The sequence below is a fragment of the Streptomyces sp. TRM49041 genome, from assembly GCF_008271805.1.
GTDB lineage: Bacteria > Actinomycetota > Actinomycetes > Streptomycetales > Streptomycetaceae > Streptomyces.
In genome coordinates, this window is the sequence record NZ_VSRY01000159.1 from 41,210 (window position 1) to 61,255 (window position 20,046).

The 20,046-nt window shown below is 72.7% G+C and carries 17 protein-coding genes and 5 tRNA genes; 13 read left to right on the plus strand and 9 right to left on the minus strand.

The annotated features are described in order from the left end of the window. Positions 1-18: 18 nt before the first annotated feature. A complete protein-coding gene (locus FVS66_RS26735) occupies positions 19-648 on the minus strand; it encodes a lysophospholipid acyltransferase family protein (protein WP_149183854.1) in 630 nt (209 codons plus the stop codon). Between the two features lie 284 nt (positions 649-932). On the opposite strand from FVS66_RS26735, the gene FVS66_RS26740 reads away from it, so the two are divergent. The 3 genes from FVS66_RS26740 to FVS66_RS26750 all read left to right on the plus strand — a co-directional run bounded on the left by FVS66_RS26740 (position 933) and on the right by FVS66_RS26750 (position 3,310). Further along, positions 933-2,105 (plus strand): glycerophosphodiester phosphodiesterase, encoded by a 1,173-nt coding sequence (locus FVS66_RS26740; RefSeq protein ID WP_149183792.1) that lies wholly within the window; start codon positions 933-935, stop codon positions 2,103-2,105. Positions 2,106-2,215: 110 nt separating this feature from the next. Then, positions 2,216-2,788 carry a sigma-70 family RNA polymerase sigma factor gene (locus tag FVS66_RS26745; protein WP_149183793.1) on the plus strand — a complete coding sequence of 191 codons (573 nt, stop codon included), beginning with the start codon at positions 2,216-2,218 and terminating at the stop codon, positions 2,786-2,788. Positions 2,789-2,827: 39 nt separating this feature from the next. Beyond that, positions 2,828-3,310, plus strand: coding sequence for a GNAT family N-acetyltransferase (locus FVS66_RS26750; protein WP_149183794.1), 483 nt, complete (start codon positions 2,828-2,830; stop codon positions 3,308-3,310). Between the two features lie 153 nt (positions 3,311-3,463). Here FVS66_RS26750 and FVS66_RS26755 read toward each other — a convergent pair whose 3' ends face one another. Next, positions 3,464-3,871, minus strand: coding sequence for a hypothetical protein (locus tag FVS66_RS26755; protein WP_149183795.1), 408 nt, complete (start codon positions 3,869-3,871; stop codon positions 3,464-3,466). Between the two features lies 1 nt (position 3,872). Further along, complete coding sequence (locus FVS66_RS26760; RefSeq protein ID WP_149183796.1) at positions 3,873-4,235, minus strand: hypothetical protein; 363 nt, start codon at positions 4,233-4,235, stop codon at positions 3,873-3,875. A 552-nt stretch (positions 4,236-4,787) separates the two neighbouring features. Between FVS66_RS26760 and FVS66_RS26765 the strand changes: the two genes are divergently transcribed. The 8 genes from FVS66_RS26765 to FVS66_RS26800 all read left to right on the plus strand — a co-directional run bounded on the left by FVS66_RS26765 (position 4,788) and on the right by FVS66_RS26800 (position 15,999). Beyond that, a complete protein-coding gene (locus FVS66_RS26765) occupies positions 4,788-5,825 on the plus strand; it encodes an ATP-binding cassette domain-containing protein (protein WP_187645708.1) in 1,038 nt (345 codons plus the stop codon). Next, entirely contained in the window at positions 5,822-6,493 is a 672-nt protein-coding gene (locus FVS66_RS26770; RefSeq protein WP_149183798.1) for a methionine ABC transporter permease, read from the plus strand. The genes FVS66_RS26765 and FVS66_RS26770 overlap by 4 nt, the downstream gene beginning before the upstream one ends. A gap of 108 nt (positions 6,494-6,601) precedes the next feature. Next, complete coding sequence (locus FVS66_RS26775; RefSeq protein WP_149183799.1) at positions 6,602-7,456, plus strand: MetQ/NlpA family ABC transporter substrate-binding protein; 855 nt, start codon at positions 6,602-6,604, stop codon at positions 7,454-7,456. A gap of 130 nt (positions 7,457-7,586) precedes the next feature. Beyond that, a complete protein-coding gene (locus tag FVS66_RS26780; RefSeq protein WP_149183800.1) occupies positions 7,587-8,234 on the plus strand; it encodes a GNAT family N-acetyltransferase in 648 nt (215 codons plus the stop codon). A 124-nt stretch (positions 8,235-8,358) separates the two neighbouring features. Beyond that, positions 8,359-9,561: a precorrin-6y C5,15-methyltransferase (decarboxylating) subunit CbiE gene (gene cbiE / locus FVS66_RS26785; RefSeq protein WP_149183801.1), complete on the plus strand. Its 1,203-nt coding sequence runs from the start codon at positions 8,359-8,361 to the stop codon at positions 9,559-9,561. A 298-nt stretch (positions 9,562-9,859) separates the two neighbouring features. Further along, on the plus strand, positions 9,860-13,678 hold the full coding sequence (gene cobT / locus FVS66_RS26790; RefSeq protein WP_149183802.1) for a nicotinate-nucleotide--dimethylbenzimidazole phosphoribosyltransferase: 3,819 nt from the start codon (positions 9,860-9,862) through the stop codon (positions 13,676-13,678). A gap of 199 nt (positions 13,679-13,877) precedes the next feature. Continuing rightward, a complete protein-coding gene (gene cobA, locus FVS66_RS26795; protein ID WP_149183803.1) occupies positions 13,878-15,110 on the plus strand; it encodes a uroporphyrinogen-III C-methyltransferase in 1,233 nt (410 codons plus the stop codon). Positions 15,111-15,180: 70 nt separating this feature from the next. Continuing rightward, entirely contained in the window at positions 15,181-15,999 is an 819-nt protein-coding gene (locus FVS66_RS26800) for an RNA methyltransferase (RefSeq protein ID WP_149183804.1), read from the plus strand. Here FVS66_RS26800 and FVS66_RS26805 read toward each other — a convergent pair. Next, entirely contained in the window at positions 15,990-17,303 is a 1,314-nt protein-coding gene (locus FVS66_RS26805) for a serine/threonine-protein kinase (RefSeq protein WP_149183805.1), read from the minus strand. The two genes, FVS66_RS26800 and FVS66_RS26805, sit on opposite strands and share 10 nt — an antisense overlap. A 624-nt stretch (positions 17,304-17,927) precedes the next feature. Here FVS66_RS26805 and FVS66_RS26810 point away from each other — a divergent pair. Further along, positions 17,928-18,137: a hypothetical protein gene (locus tag FVS66_RS26810; protein ID WP_149183806.1), complete on the plus strand. Its 210-nt coding sequence runs from the start codon at positions 17,928-17,930 to the stop codon at positions 18,135-18,137. Between the two features lie 193 nt (positions 18,138-18,330). Here FVS66_RS26810 and FVS66_RS26815 read toward each other — a convergent pair. From FVS66_RS26815 to FVS66_RS26835, 5 genes are all read right to left on the minus strand, one after another. After that, a tRNA-Val gene (locus FVS66_RS26815) sits at positions 18,331-18,402 on the minus strand. A gap of 48 nt (positions 18,403-18,450) precedes the next feature. Further along, positions 18,451-18,522: transfer RNA gene (locus tag FVS66_RS26820), tRNA-Val, on the minus strand. Positions 18,523-18,550: 28 nt separating this feature from the next. Further along, positions 18,551-18,622 (minus strand) — tRNA-Val (locus FVS66_RS26825). Between the two features lies 1 nt (position 18,623). Further along, positions 18,624-18,697 (minus strand) — tRNA-Cys (locus FVS66_RS26830). 37 nt (positions 18,698-18,734) lie between these two features. After that, positions 18,735-18,807 (minus strand) — tRNA-Gly (locus tag FVS66_RS26835). Between the two features lie 179 nt (positions 18,808-18,986). Between FVS66_RS26835 and FVS66_RS26840 the strand changes: the two genes are divergently transcribed. After that, positions 18,987-20,045: a chorismate-binding protein gene (locus FVS66_RS26840; protein ID WP_149183807.1), complete on the plus strand. Its 1,059-nt coding sequence runs from the start codon at positions 18,987-18,989 to the stop codon at positions 20,043-20,045. Position 20,046 lies beyond the last annotated feature (1 nt).

The following is a 20,046-nucleotide window of genomic DNA, read 5'->3' on the forward strand; positions in this document are numbered from 1 at the left end:
GACCGGTCACGAGGCCGGTCAGGCCGCCTTCGCCTTCGTGGCGTACATGTCCACGTACTCCTGCCCCGACAGCCGCATGACCTCCGCCATCACGGAGTCCGTCACCGCCCGAAGCACATACCGGTCGCGGCCCATGCCCTCGTACCGCGAGAACTCCATCGGCTCGCCGAACCGGACCGTCACCCGGCCCGGCCGGGGCAGCCCCGCGCCGCCCGGCTGCAGCTTGTCCGTGCCGATCAGGGCGAACGGCACCACGGGCGCGCCCGTCATCAGCGTGAGCCGCGCGATACCCGTACGGCCGCGGTAGAGGCGGCCGTCGGGGGAGCGGGTGCCCTCCGGGTAGATGCCGAAGACCTTGCCCTCCTCCAGCACCCGGCGTCCGGTGTGCAGCGCCGCCACGGCCGCCCCGGCGCCGTCCCGGTCCACCGGGATCATGCCGACGCCGGTGAAGAACCATGCCATCAGGCGGCCCTTGAGTCCCTTACCGGTGACGTACTCGTCCTTGCCGATGAAGAACACCTGACGGTCCACGACCAGCGGAAGGATCATCGAATCGATGAACGTCAGATGATTGCCCGCCAGGATGACCGGCCCGGACCCGGGGATGTTCCCGGCGCCTTCCACCCGTGGGCGGAACATCAGCCGCATGACCGGGCCGAGCACTGCCTTGATGAGCGCGAAGCGGGACAACGAGTCCTCCGGTGTCGTGAGCGGTCGCGGTCGCGGTCCTGCACGGCCGACGAAGTCTGCAGGTGAGTACGGTACTCGCGAGTCACCTCCCGCCGCACATCGGGTTCACAAGTCGATACACAGTGTTGACCCACGTTTTCCACACGTTCGTCCAGGGGCTCCCGTACGGGAGGCGTAGCCGCATACGATCAGCCGCGCCCGACAACCCGTATATCGAAGACATGTTCACTGGAGGAGCCTTTATGACTCAGGGTGCGCGCAGGAGTCCCGCTCGCAGGACCGTACTGGGGGCGGCGGCGCTCACCACGGCGGCGGCCGTGTCGGCCGCCGGCGCCGGAAGCGCCGTGGCAGCGGCCCCGGCCGGACGTGGCGGGCGGCCGGGTCACGGCCCGGCCTTCCGCCGGCTGCCGGTCCCCACGGTGATCGCGCACCGCGGTGCCAGCGGCTATCGCCCCGAGCACACGTTCGGCTCCTACCAGCTGGCCCTGGACATGGGCGCCCACGTCATCGAGCAGGACCTGGTGCCCACCAGCGACGGCCATCTGGTGTGCCGTCACGAGAACGACATCACGGGCACCACGGACATCGCCGACCACCCCGAGTTCGCCTCCCGCCGCACGACCAAGACGGTCGACGGCCAGTCCCTCACCGGCTGGTTCACCGAGGACTTCACGCTCGCCGAGCTGAAGACGCTGCGCGCCAAGGAGCGCATCCCCGGCACCCGCCCGGACAACACCCTCTACGACGGCCGCTGGACCATACCCAGCTTCGAGGAGGTGCTGCGCTGGGCCGAGAAGGAGGGCCGCCGCCGCGGCCACCCGGTGTGGCTGCACGTCGAGACCAAGCACCCCGCGTACTTCCGCAAGCTCGGCCTCGGCCTGGAGGAGCGGCTCGCGAAGCTGCTGCGCCGCTACGGCCGGCACCGTGCCGACTCGCCGACGTTCCTCCAGTCCTTCGAGCCCACCAGCATGGAGCGGATGGCCAGGCTCGTCGGCACCCCGCGCGTCGTCCTGCTGTGGACCCCCGACGACCGCCCCTGGGACTTCGTCGAGGCCGGCGACCCGCGCACCGTCGCCGACCTCATCACGCCCGAGGGCCTCGACTGGATCGCGTCGTACGCCCAGGGCATCGGCCCCCTCGCCGACCTGGTCATACCCAAGGACGCCGACGGCAGGCTGGGCGAGCCCACCACTCTCGTACGGGACGCGCACGCCCGCGGCCTGGTCCTCCACCCGTACACGCTGCGCAACGAGAACACCTTCCTGCCCGCCGACTTCCGGCGCGGCACGGACCCGAACGCGTACGGCGACGTCTTCGGGGCGTACCGGGCGTACCTCGCCACCGGCATCGACGGCATCTTCACCGACCAGCCGGACACCGGCCTGCTGGCCGCCGCCGACCACTGCGACCGCTGACACCCGCGGGGGCACGCGTCCGCGTCACCCGCGTGCCCCCGCACCGCCCCATCGGGCGATTCCCCGGCGGCCGGGCAACCGCCCCCGCCCCCACGCGTGTCATGCCGGGCATGACGTCCCGTGAACCAGTCCCGCAGCCGTCGGCCGTACCCGAACTGGTGGGCGCCTTTACGCCGTTGCTCGCCGCCGAGTCCGACGCGGAGGCCGCCGCGGCGGGCGTCGAGTCGCGCGACCTGCAGCAGGCGGTCTGGCTCCGCCTCCTGGAGCGCCTCGACGGAGACGGCTTGCCCGACCGCCCCGCCGACTGGCTGCGCCGTGCCGTACGGGCAGAGGCCCGCCGCGCCCGCCGCACCACCGTCCGGGAACTCCCGTACGACGACGAGCCCGCCCCCGACAGCCGCTCGGGCCCCGGCTCCGACCTCGCACCGGCACCCGAGTGCGCCGCGCTCGCCGCCGAACGCCGCCGCGCCCTGCGCTCCGCCATACGACGGTCACCCGCCCGCTGCCGGCGGCTACTGGCTGCGATGCTGTCGCCGAACGACCTGACCTACCAGGAAATCGCAGGGAAGTTGGGTATCTCACAGGGCAGTTTGGGGCCGATGCGTTCCCGATGCCTGGGATGCCTGCGCAGAATGCTGGCAGCAGAGGTTGCCGCTCCTGACCATCGGGGAAAGCTGCGGTAGACCGACAGGGTGTATCAGGTGAGCCGGAGGCATGCACACATGGGCATGAGCGTGACCATCTCAGCGGCAGACACACAGGATGCCGAACAGATCCTCAAGCTGCAGTACCTCTGCTATCAGAGCGAGGCGGAGCTGTACGGCGACTACACCATCGAGCCCCTCACCCAGCCGCTCGACGACCTCAGGGCCGAACTCGTGCGCGGCCGCGCGCTCGTCGCCCGCCTCGGTGACGAGATCGTCGCCTCCGTACGCGGCGAGGTCGACGAGACGGGTACGGCGCGCATCGCCAAGCTCATCGTCCACCCGCGGCTCCGTGGCCACGGTCTGGGCGGCCGGCTCCTCGACGCCATCGAGGAGCACCTGGCCACCGACGCGCAGTTCGCCGCCAAGCGGTTCCAGCTCCTCACCGGCCACCGCAGCGAGGGCAACCTGCGCCTCTACCGCAAGAAGGGCTACGAGGCCGTCGGCGCCCTGGAGATCGGCCCGCGCCTCACTCTGGTCACCCTGGAGAAGGCCGCCTAGGTCTCTCCGGCGGGTCTTTCCGCTGCCCCGCCCCTCCCGAAAGCGGGGGCTCCGCCCCCGGCGTGCTGATGATCAGCCCCTCCGGCCTTTGAGGAGCGGGGTTCGGTGGCGGAGCGGCGGGGTGGGAAGATCCGCCGGACACGGCCTGACCAGCTAGACGGCGGCGGCGACCTGGCGCGAGCGGCGCAGCCACAGCATGCCGGTCACCGGAAGCAGGACCGGGATGAAGATGTAGCCGTAGCCGAACTTCGACCAGACCGTGGTGTCGGGGAAGGCCGCCGGGTCAAGCACCGTCCATGTGCCGACGGTCAGCACGCCGACCAGCTCGGCGGCGCAGCACACCAGCGCCGCCTTGCGGGCGGTCTCCCCGCCCCGTACGAGCGTGTACGTGATGAAGACGTAGACGACGGCGGCGACCGCCGACAGGCCGTACGCCAGCGGAGCGCGGTCGAACTCGGTGGCGATCTGGTACGCGGAGCGCGAGACGGCGCCGACCGACATCACCCCGTACAGCCACACCAGCAGCATGCCGGGTCCTTTGACCAGGCGGTTCGTGGTCATCTCAGCCCTTCCACCAGATGTCGTGGAGACGCACCTCCAGCACCGCCAGCACGACCGCGCCGGCCGCGACGGTCGCCGAACCCCACCGGCTCCGCTCCACCAGCGACATGAACCCCGCCGCCGGCACCGCCAAGAGCGCCCCCAGCAGATACGCCACGAAGATCGCCGTACCCTCGTCGGCCCGGTCGCCCTGCGCCAGCCGCACCACACCGACCACCAGCTGGGCCAGAGCCAGCAAGGTCACCACGGCCATGCCGATGAAGTGCCAGTCCTTCGTGGGCTGGTCCCGGGACGCGGCGAAACCGCACCACGCGGCCAGGGCCAGCGCGGCGACGGACACCGTGAGGGTCAGGGCGGTGAGCATGCGCCGAGACTATTACGGACGAAAACGCCCGCTGCGGCCGCCCCCGCACAGCACGTGGTCTTGACCACAGCTCGCCCCGCCGCCCGGTGCGCGGTCCGGCGCCCCGGCGTCGGCCGTCGTGCCGTATCCGCGCAGGCCGGCACCGGAGAATCGGAGGTCCCGGCGGGTTCCGGACCTTCCGGGCCGTCCGTATGCCGCAGCGCAAGCGTCCGCTATGCGGACATCCGTGATCGATCAACGACGGATTCTGCTTTACTGCAGCCATGACCACGACGAGCAGCCGCACCCTTGCGACCGAGGCGATGACGACGCCCGGTGCTCGTTGTATGTGTCGAATGCGCGCCTTCTAGAGGGCCCCTGACCGAGCCTCGCGCCCCGAAGCGAGACCCGACAGCCGAGCAGTCGGCCGCGTCCGCGTGTGAAGGAACCCGCCGGACCGCGCCTGCCCCGCGCACACGCCTCCCACCGGCAGCTGTGCCGCGCGTCGGAATTGACGAATGCCCCGTGCCCGGCGGACACCGCGCCGCGCACTCGACAGTGACGGAAACCCCAGTGATCACCACCAAGGGCCTGACCAAGGTCTACGAGTCGCGCGGCCGCCAGGTCACCGCTCTGGACGGCGTCGACCTGCACGTCCGCGAAGGGGAGGTGTTCGGCGTCATCGGCCAGAGCGGCGCCGGCAAGTCCTCCCTGATCCGCTGCGTCAACCTCCTGGAGCGCCCCACCTCCGGGACCGTGACGGTCGACGGCACCGACCTCACCGCCCTCGCCGGCCGCGGCCGCCGCGCCGGGAAGGACCTGCGCCGCGCCCGCAGCCGCATCGGCATGGTCTTCCAGCACTTCAACCTGCTGTCCTCGCGCACCGTCCAGGACAACATCGAACTGCCGCTCGAGATCCTCGGCGTCTCCGGCGCCGACCGCGCCCGCCGCGCCCTCGAACTCCTCGACCTCGTCGGCCTCGCCGACAAGGCCCGGACCTACCCGGGCCAGCTCTCCGGCGGTCAGAAGCAGCGCGTCGGTATCGCCCGCGCCCTCGCCGGCAACCCCAAGGTGCTGCTCTCCGACGAGGCCACCAGCGCCCTCGACCCGGAGACCACCCGCTCCATCCTCCAACTGCTGCGCGACCTCAACCGGCAACTCGGCCTGACCGTCCTCCTCATCACGCACGAGATGGACGTCGTGAAGACGATCTGCGACTCCGCCGCCCTCATGAAGAAGGGCCGCGTCGTCGAGTCCGGCACCGTCGCCGAACTGCTCGCCACCCCCGGCTCCGAACTGGCCGGTGAACTCTTCCCGGTGAGCGGCCAGGCCACCGGCCCCGACCGCACCGTCGTCGATGTCACCTTCCACGGCGAGGCCGCGACCCAGCCCGTCGTCTCCCAGTTGGCCCGCACCTACAACATCGACATATCGATCCTCGGCGCCGCCATGGACACCGTCGGCGGCAGGCAGATCGGACGTATGCGCATCGAACTCCCCGGCCGGTACGAGGAGAACGTCGTCCCCGTCGGCTTCCTCCGCGAACAGGGCCTCCAGGTCGACGTCGTCGACGCCCCTCAGTCCCTCCTCGCCAAGGACGGTGCCCGGTGACCTGGAACGAGATGCAGCCCCTGCTCGGCCAGGGCACCGTCGACACCCTCTACATGGTCCTGTGGGCCACCGTCGTCTCCGTACTCGGCGGACTGCCCCTCGGCCTCCTGCTCGTCCTCACCGACAAGGGCGGTCTGCTGCGGAACACCGCCGTCAACAAGGCCGTCGGCGTCCTCGTGAACATCGGCCGCTCACTGCCGTTCATCATTCTGCTGATCGCGCTGATCCCGTTCACGAAGCTGGTCGTCGGCACCTTCATCGGCCCCACAGCGATGATCGTCCCCCTCGCCATCGGCGCCATCCCGTTCTTCGCGCGCCTCGTCGAGACCGCCGTCCGCGAGGTCGACCACGGCCTGGTGGAAGCGGTCCAGTCCATGGGCGGCTCCATCCCCACCATCATCCGCAAGGTGCTCCTGCCGCAGGCCCTGCCGTCCCTGGTCTCCGCCGTCACCACCACCGTCATCGTCCTCATCGGCTACTCCGCGATGGCCGGCGCGGTCGGCGGCGAAGGACTCGGCTCCAAGGCCATCACCTACGGCTACCAGCGGTTCGACACCACCTTCATGCTCGTCACGATCGTGATCCTCATCGTGATCGTGTCCGTCGTCCAGCTGATCGGCGACGGCGTCGTACGGCTCCTCGCCCGACGCGGCCGCACAGCGTCCTGACCCGACGGACGCACCCCGACTTCGCGCGACCACACAGCTCGCGACCGAAGAAGAAGCCCGCACTCCTTGTCCGGGCGTCATCCGCACCACCAGAAAGAGGCACTCTTCGTGCGTAACGACATCAAGACCATCGCCGCCTTCACCGGCATCACCGCGCTCGCCCTCGGCCTCACCGCCTGCGGCACCGCCTCCGACCCGGCCACCGCCGACTCGGGCACCGCCGACGCGTCCAAGCCGCTCGTCGTCGCCGCGTCCCCGACGCCGCACGCCGACATCCTCACCTACGTCAAGGACAACCTCGCCGAGAAGGCCGGCCTCAAGCTGGAGATCAAGGAGTTCACCGACTACGTCCTGCCGAACACCGCCACCCAGCAGGGCCAGGTCGACGCCAACTACTTCCAGCACAAGCCGTACCTGGACGACTTCAACAAGAAGAACAGCACCACCATCGTCCCCGTGGTGAACGTCCACCTCGAACCGCTCGGCCTCTACTCCCAGAAGCTCAAGTCCCTCAAGGACATCAAGCCGGGCCAGACCGTCGCCGTCCCCAACGACACCACCAACGGGGGCCGCGCGCTCAAGCTCCTCGCCGACAACGGCCTGATCGCCCTCAAGGACGGCGTCGGCGCCGATGCCAGGCTCTCCGACATCACGGACAAGAAGGGCCTGGAGTTCAAGGAGCTGGAGGCCGCCACGGTTCCCCGCGCCCTGAGCGACGTCGACGCCGCCGTCATCAACGGCAACTACGCGATCGAGGCCGACCTCACCCCCGCCGAGGACGCCCTGGCCCTCGAGAAGTCCGAGGGCAATCCGTACGCCAACTTCCTCGCCGTCAAGGACGGAAAGCAGAAGGACCCGAGGGTCGTGAAGCTCGCCGAGCTCCTCAACTCGCCCGAGGTCGAGAAGTACATCGAGGACACCTACAACGGCTCCGTCATCCCCGCCTTCGGCGCGGCCAAGTAACAGCAGCCCCACAAAGGGCCCCGCGCACCACCCGGTGCACGGGGCCCTTCCCGTCCCGCCATGCACGGCGGCCAGTTCATGCTGCATGCTGTCCGTTCACGACCTTCACCAACAGTCCCCGGCCCTTTGCATGGAGTTGCGCATGACCACCACCTTTCCGGACATCTCCATCAGCACGGAACGGTTGGTGCTGCGCCCCTACGACGACATGGACATCCCGGCCCACACCGAGATGATGAACGACGAGCTGACCGTCGCCTGGACCTCGGCCCCGCACCCCTACACCACGGCACACGCGGAGGACTGGGTGCGCAGGATCGCTCCTGCGGAACGCACCGGCGGCCACGGCATCGCACTCGCCGTCACCGAGTTCCTCACCCAGCGCCTCGTCGGCACCGTCCATCTGCGCCAGACCGACTGGCGCGCCCGCTCCACCGAGATCGCCTATGTCACCGCCCCCTGGGCCCGCGGCGAGGGCTACGCCACCGAATCCGTCCTCGCCGTCGCCCGCTGGCTCTTCCGCGAACAGCGCTTCGAACGCCTCGAGCTCCGCACCGCCGCGGGCAACACCGCGTCCCAGCAGGTCGCACAGAAGATCGGCTGCATCAGCGAAGGCGTCCTGCGCAACGCCTGGATAGCCCGCGCCCAGACGGAGGACGGCGGCTGGACCGAGATCCGGACCGACCTGATCGTCTGGAGCCTCCTCCCCGAGGACTTCGAAGGCACCACCGACCACTTCGCCGACGCCGGTTACCCCTCCTACAACGACTGGAACTGACTCCGGCCACCTGCTGCCCGACGCAGGTTCCAGGTACGCTCGCACCAGCCCCGACCTGCACCGACACCCCGTACCGACACCCCGTACCGACACCCCGTACCGACACCCCAGGAGACAGACGAAGATGGCCGACCGGGTCACGGTGATCGGATGGGACGGCTCCCCGCTCACCGCAGCCGCGCGGTCCGCCCTCTCGGCCGCCACCCTCGTCGCCGGGGCCGCCCACCACCTCGCGCTGCCCGAGATCCCCGCCCAGGCCGAACGCATCCGCCTCGGCAGCGTCGACCTCGCCGCCCGCCGCATCGCCGCCCACCGTGGCACCGCCGTCGTCCTCGCCGACGGCGACCCCGGCTTCTTCGGCGTCGTCCGCACCCTCCGCGCCCCCCAGCACGGCCTCGAAGTCGAAGTCGTCCCCGCCGTCTCCTCCGTCGCCGCCGCCTTCGCCCGCGCCGGAATGCCCTGGGACGACGCCCGTGTCGTCGTCGCCCACACCCGGACGCTGCGCCGCGCCGTCAACGTCTGCCGCGCCCACCCCAAGGTCGCCGTCCTCACCTCCCCGGGCGCCGGACCCGCCGAACTCGCCCTCATGCTCGACGGCGTCCATCGCACCTTCGTCATCTGCGAGGCCCTGGGCACCGAGCGGGAACAGGTCACCGTCCTCACCTCCGACAAGGTCGCCGACCACACCTGGCGCAACCCCAACGTCGTCATCGTCATCGGCGGCTCCGCCACCCCCGGCAGCGGCTGGCTCATGGGCCCCGACCCCGGCCCCGCGCGCGGCTGGGGACTGCCCCCGGAGGCGTACGACGAGGAGCCCACCCACGCGACGGGCGAGGCCCCCGAGCTCCGTGCCGCCCAGCTGGCCCGCCTGGGCCCCCGCGTCGGCGACCTCGTGTGGGACATCGGCACCGGCTCCGGCGCCTTCGCCGCCGAGGCCGCCCGCTTCGGCGCCGCCGTCATCGCCGTGGACGCCGACCCGGCCGCCTGTGCCCGTGCGGAGGCGGCCGCCCGTCGCTTCGGCGTCCAGCTCCAGACCGTCACCGGCCGCGCCCCGTACGTACTGGAACGTCTCCCCGAACCCGACGTCGTACGCGTCGGCGGCGGGGGAGCGCCCGTCGTGGCCGCCTGCGCGGACCGGCGCCCCGAACGGATCGTCGCGCACGCCGGCACCCGCGACGAGGCCGAGGCCGTCGGAGCGGCCCTCACCGCCGGCGGCTACACCGTCGAGTGCCGCCTCCTTCAGTCCGTCGACCTCGACCCCGCCGCCTGGTCCGAACGCGACCGCTCGGTGGCCTTCCTCATCGCCGGACGCAGACCCGCCCCGTGATCCTGTCGCTACAGAAGGACAGGTAGGCTGGCCGACCGTTCCACCACAGCCGGGCATTCGTTCGTCAATATCCGGAGAAGTGCCCCTCTTCGGGGTCATCACGTGGGAGAACGTGACAGGGGGGGACGCGCGACGTGGCGCAGTCCACAGCCGACCGTGGCGGAAGCCGCTGCCGCGGGGCCCGAAGGCGGAGAGAATGCTGCGTGTCCGCACGCCGTTCGTGCCGCGCGGCGCGCACGCTCGTTGTTGATGGCGGGCGGAAGTCTGAAGGAGCAGAACCGATGGGCGAGGGGTACGCATGACTGACACCGGCCAGGTCCCGGGCGAGGGACAGCCGGAGAACGCAGGCATGGTGGAGCAGCCGGGCATGCCCGCTCCGGGTGCGTACACCTTCCTCGACCCCTCCGAGAACACCGCCGACGACGATGACCTTCTCCTGATGCCGGGCGCCCAGGGCGCCTGGACCGAGCCGCAGCCCGGCGTCCCGACGGCCCCGCCGGTGGCCGTACCGATGCCGCAGGCGGCCGCGCAGCCCGGGTACGATCCGTTCGCCCAGGAGGCCGCCGTCGCGTACGAGCCCGCCGTCCACGAGACCGGAGCGCACGAGACCGGAGCGCACGAGGCGGGCGGCCGGGACTCCGGCTCCGTCGACCTCGGGGCCGTACGGTTCCCTCAGTCGGCCGCCGGCCAGGCGCCGCAGCACGCGCGGCGCCCCCTCCACATGGGCCCGCCCATGCCCGAGAGCACGGGCGGCGTGGTGCGCTCGCTCGCCGACCGTGGGCCGGCGCCCATGCCGGTCCAGGGCCCGCCGACGACCGGCCCCGAGTACCTGGACGTCCCGCGCGAGGAGCCCGCCTCCGTACGGCCCGCACCGCAGACGGCCGAGGTCCCTCCACAGGGCGCGGAACCCTGGTCGCAGCAGTCACACGAGTCACAGCAGCCCCAGAATCCGCTTGCCGCCCCAGCAGAAACGGTCGTCCGGGACCCGGCGGCTCCGGCGCAGTTCGTGCCGGTGGAGGGCTCCGTCCCGACCGCCCCGAACCTCGCCCCCACGCCGGGCAGCCCCGAGCCGGCCCAGGCGCCCGAACCCGCCCCGAGGGTTCCCGCCCCCCGCGACGGTGCCACGACGGAGCCCCAGGCCCCGCAGGCCCCGGAGGCCGGCGTCGACCAGGCGCAGCAGGTCCAGGCGGCTGTACAGCCGACGCCCCCGCAGGGCGTCCCGACCCCGGAGCAGGCCACCGTGGCTCCCGAACCGACCCCGGCCCCAGCCCAACCGACCCCAGCCCAGCCAGCCCCGGCCCAGCCGACGTCGGCCCAGCCGACGCCGACCCCGGCCCAGCCGACCCAGGCCCCCGAGCAGGCCGTCCCCGTTCCCGAGCAGGGCGCCCCCGCCCCGGCACAGGCGACGCCCGCCCATGGCGTCCCGGCCACCGAGCCGACCCCCCAGGCCCCGGGCCAGGGCGTTCCGGCGCCAGAACAGGGCATCCCGGTCCCGCAGGCCGCGGCCGCCGAACAGACACCGACCGCTCCCGAGCAGGGCGCACCCGCCCCGGAGCAGGCCCCGGCCGCCGAGCAGGTCCCGGCCGCGCCCCAGCAGGAAGCGCCCGGCCCTGAGCGGGCCTCCGGTCCCGAGCAGGTGCTGCCCGCGCAGGAGCCGACCGTCGCCCCGGCGCCGGAGCCCACCACTCCCGAACAGATGACGCAGGTCCCGGGGCAGGCGGCTCCCGCGCCCGCGCAGGGGACGACGCCCGAGCCGGTCGCCCCCGCCGCCGAGCCGGTGGCCCAGGCGCGGGCCGTCCCCGTCGCCGGGCAGCCGGGCCCCGCCCCCGCGCAGACGACGCCCGCCCCGGAGCAGGCCGCCACCCCCGCGCAAGGCACGCCGGTCCAGGAACCGGCCCAGCCCGCGGCCGAGCCGACCGAGCAGGCGGGCCACACCGCGGACGCCCGGCCCGCCGAAGGCCCGGCGGACGGGACGGGTCCGGCCGAGGCGGCGCCCACCGACTCGGCACCCACTTCCGCCGCGCCCGCCGACCAGGCCCAGGCCGGACAGGCACCCGTCGTCGCCGTGCCCACCGCAGCCGCGCCCGACGAGCAGACAGCCCCCGCCGAGCAGGCAACCGCCGCGGCTGCCGACGCCACCGCGCCCGTCGACCCGGCCGCCGGCGTCGCGCCGGCCGATCCCGCACCCGCCGAGCAGACCACCGCCGAGCAGGCAGCCACCGAGCAGGCAGCCGCCGACGCGGACCCCATCGCTGCCGCCGCCGACCCGGCGCTCGCCGAGCAGCCCCCCGCGGGCGCCGAGGCCGCGGCTGCCGAGGCTGCCGCGCTCACCGCCCCGGCCCCCGCCCCCGAGGAGGCGCAGCCCGCAGACGGCTCCGACGCCGGCGCCCCGGCGCCCGGCTACGCGGACGACGAGCGTGAGGCGATCCTGCGGGTGATGCGGGAACGCCGCGACATCCGCAACGGCTTCCGCAGCGACCCGATCCCGCACGAGGTGCTCCTGCGCGTCCTGGAGGCGGCCCACACGGCGCCCTCCGTCGGCCACTCGCAGCCCTGGGACTTCGTCGTCATCCGCTCCGCCGAGACGCGCCGCAGCATGCACGAACTCGCGCAGCGCCAGCGCGAGGCGTACGCCAATTCGCTGCCCAAGGGCCGGGCCAAGCAGTTCAAGGAACTGAAGATCGAGGCCATCCTCGACACTCCGGTGAACATCGTCGTCACCGCCGACCCGACCCGCGGCGGCCGCCACACCCTGGGCCGCCACACGCAGCCGCAGATGGCCCCGTACTCCTCCGCGCTCGCCGTCGAGAACCTCTGGCTCGCCGCCCGCGCCGAGGGCCTCGGCGTCGGCTGGGTCAGCTTCTTCGACGAGCGCGAGATGGTCCGCGTCCTCGGTCTGCCCGACCACCTCGAAGTGGTCGCGTACCTCTGCGTCGGCTACGTCGACGAGTTCCCCGACGAGCCCGAGCTGATGCAGGCGGGCTGGTCCAAGCGCCGCCCGCTGTCGTGGGTCGTCCACGAGGAGACGTACGGCCGCCGCGCGCTGCCCGGCGAGGAGCCGCACGACCTCCTCCAGGAGACCGTCGCCAACATCCGGCCGCTGGACGCGAAGGCGCTCGGCGAGGCGTGGGAGCGCCAGAAGCGCATGACCAAGCCGGCCGGCGCCCTCGGCATGCTGGAGATCATCTCCGCCCAGCTCTCCGGCCTCTCCCGCACCTGCCCGCCCCCCGTCCCGGAGCCCGCCGCCGTGGCGATCTTCGCGGGTGACCACGGGGTGCACGCCCAGGGCGTCACCGCCTGGCCGCAGGAGGTGACGGCCCAGATGGTCGCCAACTTCCTCGGCGGCGGCGCGGTCTGCAACGCGTTCGCCCACCAGGTCGGCGCGGAGGTCTGCGTCGTCGACGTCGGCGTCGCCGCCGAACTCCCGGCCACGCCCGGCCTGCTGCCCCGCAAGGTGCGCCCCGGCACGGCCGACTTCACCGCGGGGCCCGCCCTCACCCACGAGGACGTCCTCTCCGCCATCGAGGTCGGCATCGAGACCGCCCGCGACCTGGTCGCCGCCGGCAACAAGGCCGTCCTCACCGGCGAGATGGGCATCGCGAACACCACCGCGTCGGCCGCGCTGATCTCCGTCTTCACGGGCGCGGACCCCGCCGAGGTCACCGGCCGCGGCACCGGTATCAACGACGAGATGCACGCCCGCAAGGTCGACGTCGTACGCCGGGCCCTCGACCTCCACAAGCCGGACCCGGCCGACCCGATCGGCGTCCTCGCGGCGATCGGCGGCCTGGAGCACGCCGCGATGGTCGGCTTCATCCTCGGCGGCGCGTCCCTGCGTACCCCCGTCATCCTCGACGGGGTCAGCGCGGGCGCGGCGGCCCTGGTCGCCCGGGCCATCGCACCCGAGTCCCTGGCGGCCTGCATCGCTGGCCACCGCAGCGCCGAGCCCGGCCATGTGGCCGCGCTCAACAAGCTGGGCCTCCGCCCCCTGGTCGACCTGGACCTCCGCCTCGGCGAGGGCACCGGCGCCCTGCTGGCCCTCCCCCTGGTGCAGAGCGCGGCCCGCGCCATGCACGAGGTGGCGACGTTCGACTCGGCCGGCGTCACCGAGAAGTAGCCGCACCCGGGCGCCGGGTCGCCGTACGAGGCCGGTCCCGTTGTGGGCATGCGTTCCGTCTGGGCCGGAACGGGTGGACACAACGGGACCCGGCGGCGCGGCCCCGTATCGTGGTCGCAGCGCACGCCCCTCTCACCAGCCACTTCACCGCCGCAGTGGCTCCGCACACCGCACCACCCGCCGAGGAGACCACACCGCCATGGTCGAAAACGCCGAGCAGCCCGCCTACCCCGTCGGTCTTCGCCTCTCCGGGCGCCGTGTCGTCGTCATCGGCGGCGGCCAGGTGGCTCAGCGCCGCCTCCCGGCGCTGATCGCCGCGGGCGCGGACGTCACGCTCGTCTCGCCGTCCGCCACCGCGTCCGTGGAGGCCATGGCGGAGGCCGGTGAGATCCGCTGGGAGCGCCGCAGGTACGAGGACGGCGACATCGCCGACGCCTGGTACGCGCTGATCGCGACCACCGACCCGGCCGCCAACGCCCGCGCCTCCGCCGAGGCCGAGCGGACCAAGACCTGGTGCGTACGCGCCGACGACGCCGAGGCGGCCACCGCCTGGACCCCGGCGACCGGCCGGATCGAAGGTGTCACCGTCGCGGTCCTCACGGGTAACGACCCGCGCCGCTCCGCCGCCGTCCGGGACGCGATCGTCGAGGGCCTGCGCGACGGCACCCTCGCGGCACCCCAGCACCGCGCCCGCGCCCCGTTCGTCGCCCTGGTGGGCGGCGGCCCCGGCGACCCGGACCTGATCACGGTCCGCGGCCGCCGCCTCCTCGCCGAGGCCGACGTGGTCATCGCCGACCGGCTGGGCCCGCGCGACCTCCTGGACGAGCTGCCGCCGCACGTCGAGGTCATCGACGCGGCGAAGATCCCGTACGGCCGTTTCATGGCTCAGGAGGCGATCAACAACGCGCTGATCGAGCACGCCAAGCGGGGCAGGTCGGTGGTCCGCCTCAAGGGCGGCGACCCGTTCGTGTTCGGCCGCGGCATGGAGGAGGCCCAGGCGCTCGCCGAGGCGGGCATCGCCTGTACGGTCGTCCCCGGCATCTCCAGCTCCATCTCGGTGCCCGGAGCTGCCGGCATCCCGGTCACCCACCGCGGGGTCGCCCATGAGTTCACGGTGGTCAGCGGCCATGTCGCCCCGGACGACCCACGGTCCCTGGTGGACTGGGCGTCCCTGGCGAAGCTCCGCGGCACACTGGTGATCCTCATGGGCGTGGACAAGATCGGGAAGATCGCCGAAGCCCTGATCGCACACGGCAAGGACCCGGCCACCCCGCTCGCCCTCGTCCAGGAGGGCACGACATCTGCCCAGCGCCGCGTGGACGCCACGCTCGCGACGGTCGCCGAGACGGTCAGGGCGCAGGACGTACGTCCCCCGGCGGTCATCGTGATCGGCGACGTGGTCGCCGAAGGCCCGGCCAAGCACCAGCGGTAAGCCCCTCCCGCCGACTCACGCCCACCCGGCGGCCGTTGGCACCCCACCTTCGACAAGGCAGTATCACCTCGTGGCCGAACTCATCACCGTCGACGACCCCGACGACCCCCGCCTGCGCGACTACACGGGCCTGACCGATGTCGAGCTGCGCCGACGGCGCGAGCCGGAGGAGGGCCTGTTCATCGCCGAGGGGGAGAAGGTCATCCGCCGCGCACGGCAGGCCGGGTACGAGATGCGGTCGATGCTGCTCTCGGCGAAGTGGGTGGACGTCATGCGGGACGTCATCGACGAGGTCCCCGCGCCCGTGTACGCGGTGCACCCGGACCTCGCCCAGCGGGTCACCGGCTACCACGTGCACCGGGGCGCGCTGGCGTCCATGCAGCGCAAGCCGCTGCCCACGGCGGCGGAGCTGCTCACGAGGGCCCGCCGCGTGGCGGTCATGGAGTCGGTCAACGACCACACCAACATCGGCGCCGTCTTCCGCAGCGCGGCGGCGCTCGGCATGGACGCGGTCCTGCTCTCCCCGGACTGCGCGGACCCGCTGTACCGGCGCTCGGTGAAGGTGTCGATGGGCGCGGTCTTCTCGGTCCCGTACGCCCGTCTCGACACCTGGCCACGCGGCCTGGAGGCCGTACGGGAGGCGCGGTGCACGCTGCTGGCGCTGACACCCGACGAGAAGGCGACCGCGATCGACGAGGTCGCCCCGCACCGCCTGGACCGGGTCGCCCTGATGCTGGGCGCGGAGGGCGCCGGTCTGTCGGCACAGGCGCTGCGGGCGGCCGACGCGTGGGTGCGCATCCCGATGGCGCACGGCGTGGACTCGCTCAACGTGGGCGCGGCGGCCGCGGTGGCCTTCTACGCCGTGACGGCCGGGCGCCCTCAGCCCTGAAGGGTCTGAGCCCCGGCGATACCGAGCAGCACGATCAGCGTCACGACGACGAAGACGAACAGCCGCTGCCGCAGCAGCCGCGGGTTCGCGGGCCTGCGGAGGCCCGACGACGTGCCCGTCCCGGTCCCGGTACCCGCCCCGGTCCGCCGGGGCCCCGTACGCGGCCCGGTACGCGGCCCGGTGCGCGGACCCGGGTGCGAGGGGTGCGACGCGTGCCGCCGGTCCCGTGAGCCACCGGTCCGGGGAGACGAGACGTGCGCGGCCTGCGGACCCGGGGCGTGCGGCGCGGGCGTCCGCTGCGTACGCCGCTGCTGGGTGGTCCGCTCGGTGTACCTCTCCGTCGGCCGCAGCGGTGCCCGCTCGTGCCCGCCTGCGCCGTGCTGACCGGCGCCCCGCTCCGCCCGCGCCAGCCGCTCGGCGGCCCGCTCGGGTCGCGGGGCGGGGGCCCACCCGTCCGCGGGCGGCTGCCCCAGGCCGAGCCCCTGGGCCTCGCGGGCGGCGATCTCCTTGAGCCGCAGGGAGAGCTGCAGAGTGCTGGGACGATCCTCCGGCTCCTTGGCGAGACAGGCCCGCACCAGCGGTGCGAGCGCGTCCGGCACGCCCTGCAGCTGGGGCTCCTCGTGGACGACGCGGTACAGCATCACCTCGGAGCTGCCGTGCCCGAACGGCGAGTCGCCCATCGCCGCGTACGCGAGGGTCGCGCCGAGCGCGAAGACGTCCGTCGCGGGGGTGACGGCGGCGCCGCGCACCTGCTCGGGCGCGAGGAAGCCGGGGGAGCCCACCGCCGTACCGACGTGGGTGAGGGTGGAGGCGCCGGTAGCCCAGGCGATTCCGAAATCGATGATCCTGGGCCCCTTGGGGGACAGCAGGATGTTCGACGGCTTCAGATCCCGGTGCACGACCCCCGCCTCGTGGACGGCGACGAGCCCCTCGGACAGCGCGGCCCCGATCGCCGCGACGTCGGCCGCCGACAGCGGCCCCTCCTCGGCGATCTTGTCGTGCAGCGAGGGCCCGGGCACGTACTGCGTGGCGAACCACGGCCGGTCCGCCTCCAGATCGGCGGCGACGAGCCGCGCCGTGCATCCGCCGCGGATCCGCCGCGCGGCGGACACCTCGCGCGCGAAGCGCGAACGGAACTCCTGGTCCTCGGCCAGATCCGGCCGGATCACCTTCAGGGCCACCCGCTGGCCGCGCCGGTCGGAGCCCAGGTAGACGACTCCCATACCGCCCGCGCCGAGCCGCCGGTGCAGCCTGAACGAGCCGACGACACGCGGGTCCTCGCGCCGGAGCCGCATCATCGCCATGTCCGTCCCCTACCTGCCGTGGGGAGCGCCCCCACCCCGCTGCCGCGGTCCATTTGACGTCGCCCAGCTTACGTACCCGGGCCCGGGTGCGCTCATAGGCCGCGCCCTCAGGTCCCGATCGATTGTCAGTGCTGGGACCCGCACCTGAGGCTGACTCAGGGGAGCCCCGCGCCAAGGCGCGTGATCCGGACGGATGATCAAGCCCCTTCAGAGCAAGGGGGATTGACGCCCGCGACCGCTACGGCCCTGCCACGGCACGCACCTGACGGCCCGCGCCCCGCCGCCCGGGGCGGCGGGGGACACGGGGGAGACGGGGGAGCCCGCACCCGGGACCTCGACGTGAGCGATGTCACCTGGTGCGGGCCGCGCACCACCTCACCCGCCACCACGTCCCCACCCGTCCTCCCGCGTCCCCTCCGGGAAGACCCTCAGCGTGGGGCCGGCGTCTCCAACCAGGGGAGTACACGGCCGGGTGGGGCCTCCTCCTGGAGGAGGCCCGGCAATCGGTACGCGGGCATGACGCCCGGGCTGTCCGGTCTCCCTAGTGTTGAAGTCAAGCGGCGGGTGCAGCACTCGTCCCCCGAGGTCCGACACCCGCCGCCGCAGACAGACGGGAGAGGAGCCATGGCGGACACGGCACCGCGGACGATGATCCGCACGCAGGGACGGAAGGCGTCGTTCGCCTCGTTCGGCGGCCGTCCGACGGGCCGACGCCATCCGCTGGTGGCGACGGCGATGGTTCTTCCTCTGGCCACCCTGCTGGTCGTCGTCTTCGGCGGCTGGGACGCGGTGGTGACACAGGCGTCGTCCGTGGGCGTGATGCTGGGGCGCTGAGCGGGCGCCCCGGGCCCGGGAGAGCGGCCCGGGCCGGGGACATCCGGCCAACCCCGTGGGGACGGGGGTGCGGCGGACGGCAGTGGCGGTCGGCCAGCTGGGGAGCTGGCCGACCGCCACTTCATCGCGCCCGGGAACCGTCGGCGTACGACAGAGCCCCCGTCCGCGATGGCGGACAGGGGCTCTTGAACTGTGGACGATACTGGGATTGAACCAGTGACCTCTTCCGTGTCAGGGAAGCGCTCTCCCGCTGAGCTAATCGTCCTCGGGACCACGGAGTCGTGACAGAAGGTACGGAACCGTGGGCACTGCGTGCGCGATACTGGGATTGAACCAGTGACCTCTTCCGTGTCAGGGAAGCGCTCTCCCGCTGAGCTAATCGCGCAGGAAACCGCTGCTACCAGCGGTTTCAGTGGACGATACTGGGATTGAACCAGTGACCTCTTCCGTGTCAGGGAAGCGCTCTCCCGCTGAGCTAATCGTCCTTGGAGGTGGAGACGGGATTTGAACCCGTGTAGACGGCTTTGCAGGCCGTTGCCTCGCCTCTCGGCCACTCCACCCGGAGCGCAGGGGGTCTCGGGAAGATCCCCCACATCGAGCGGACGACGAGATTCGAACTCGCGACCCTCACCTTGGCAAGGTGATGCTCTACCAACTGAGCCACGTCCGCCTGTCTTTTCCGGTCCGCTTCCGCGTCCCGGCGACGTGTTGAACTCTAGCGGATTCCCGGGCCAGTACAAAAACGCGTTTGCCCAGCGTGCTGCGCCACCGCCCAGCGGGCCCCCGCTCTGACCTCGGCCCATGGCGCCCGATCGGCCCCGGCGCGGCCCCCGTCCTACACTCGCATCCGTGCACGACCTCGCTCCTCTGGCCCGCTTCGGCGGCCTCGTCGCAACCGATCTGCGGGACGTCACCAGTGATCCGGAGGCCCTCGAATCCTCCGGCTTCTGGGCCGTCGCCGCCGACTTCGAAGGCCGCCTCACCTGCGCCCGCTTCGGTGACGTCCGCCCCGAACCGGTGCCCGCGCCCGTATCCGGCCGGTGGCGCGGGCCCGCGGCGGACGACTGGACCTCGTCGCTCGACCGCGACGCGTACATCGCGGGCGTACGCCGTATCCGCGAGCACATCGCGGCCGGCGAGGTCTACCAGGCGAACCTCTGCCGCGTCCTGTCCGCACCCCTCCCGCCGGGTACGGCGGCCACCGCCGACGTGGACGCCCTCACCGCGCTCCTCGCCCGGGGCAACCCCGCCCCCTACGCAGGAACGATTCGGCTGCCCGCGCACGGCGTGGAGATAGCCACCGCGTCCCCGGAGCTCTATCTGCGGCGCGACGACCGCACCGTCGAGTCCGGCCCCATCAAGGGCACCGGCAGGACCGCCGACGACCTGCTGGAGAAGGACCACGCCGAGAACGTGATGATCGTGGACCTGGTCCGCAACGACCTCGGCCGCGTCTGCGCCACCGGCACCGTGACCGTCCCACGGCTCTGCGCGGTCGAGCCCCACCCCGGTCTCGTCCACCTCGTCTCCACCGTCCGCGGCGAGCTCGCCCCCGGCCAGGGCTGGCCGGGACTCCTCGACGCGACCTTCCCGCCGGGCTCCGTGACCGGTGCGCCCAAGTCCAGCGCCATGCGGATCATCGACGCCCTGGAGACCGCGCCCCGCGGTCCGTACTGCGGCGGCATCGGCTGGGTCGACGCCGACCGCCGCACCGGGGAGCTGGCCGTCGGCATACGCACCTTCTGGATCGACCGACGCGAGCCGGAGGGCCTCCTCCGCTTCGGCACCGGCGCCGGCATCACCTGGGGCTCCGACCCAGAGCGCGAGTGGCGGGAAACCGAGCTCAAGGCGGCGCGGCTCCTCGCGGTAGCGTCAGGCGTGCACGAGGCGATCGGAAGGACCATCTGAG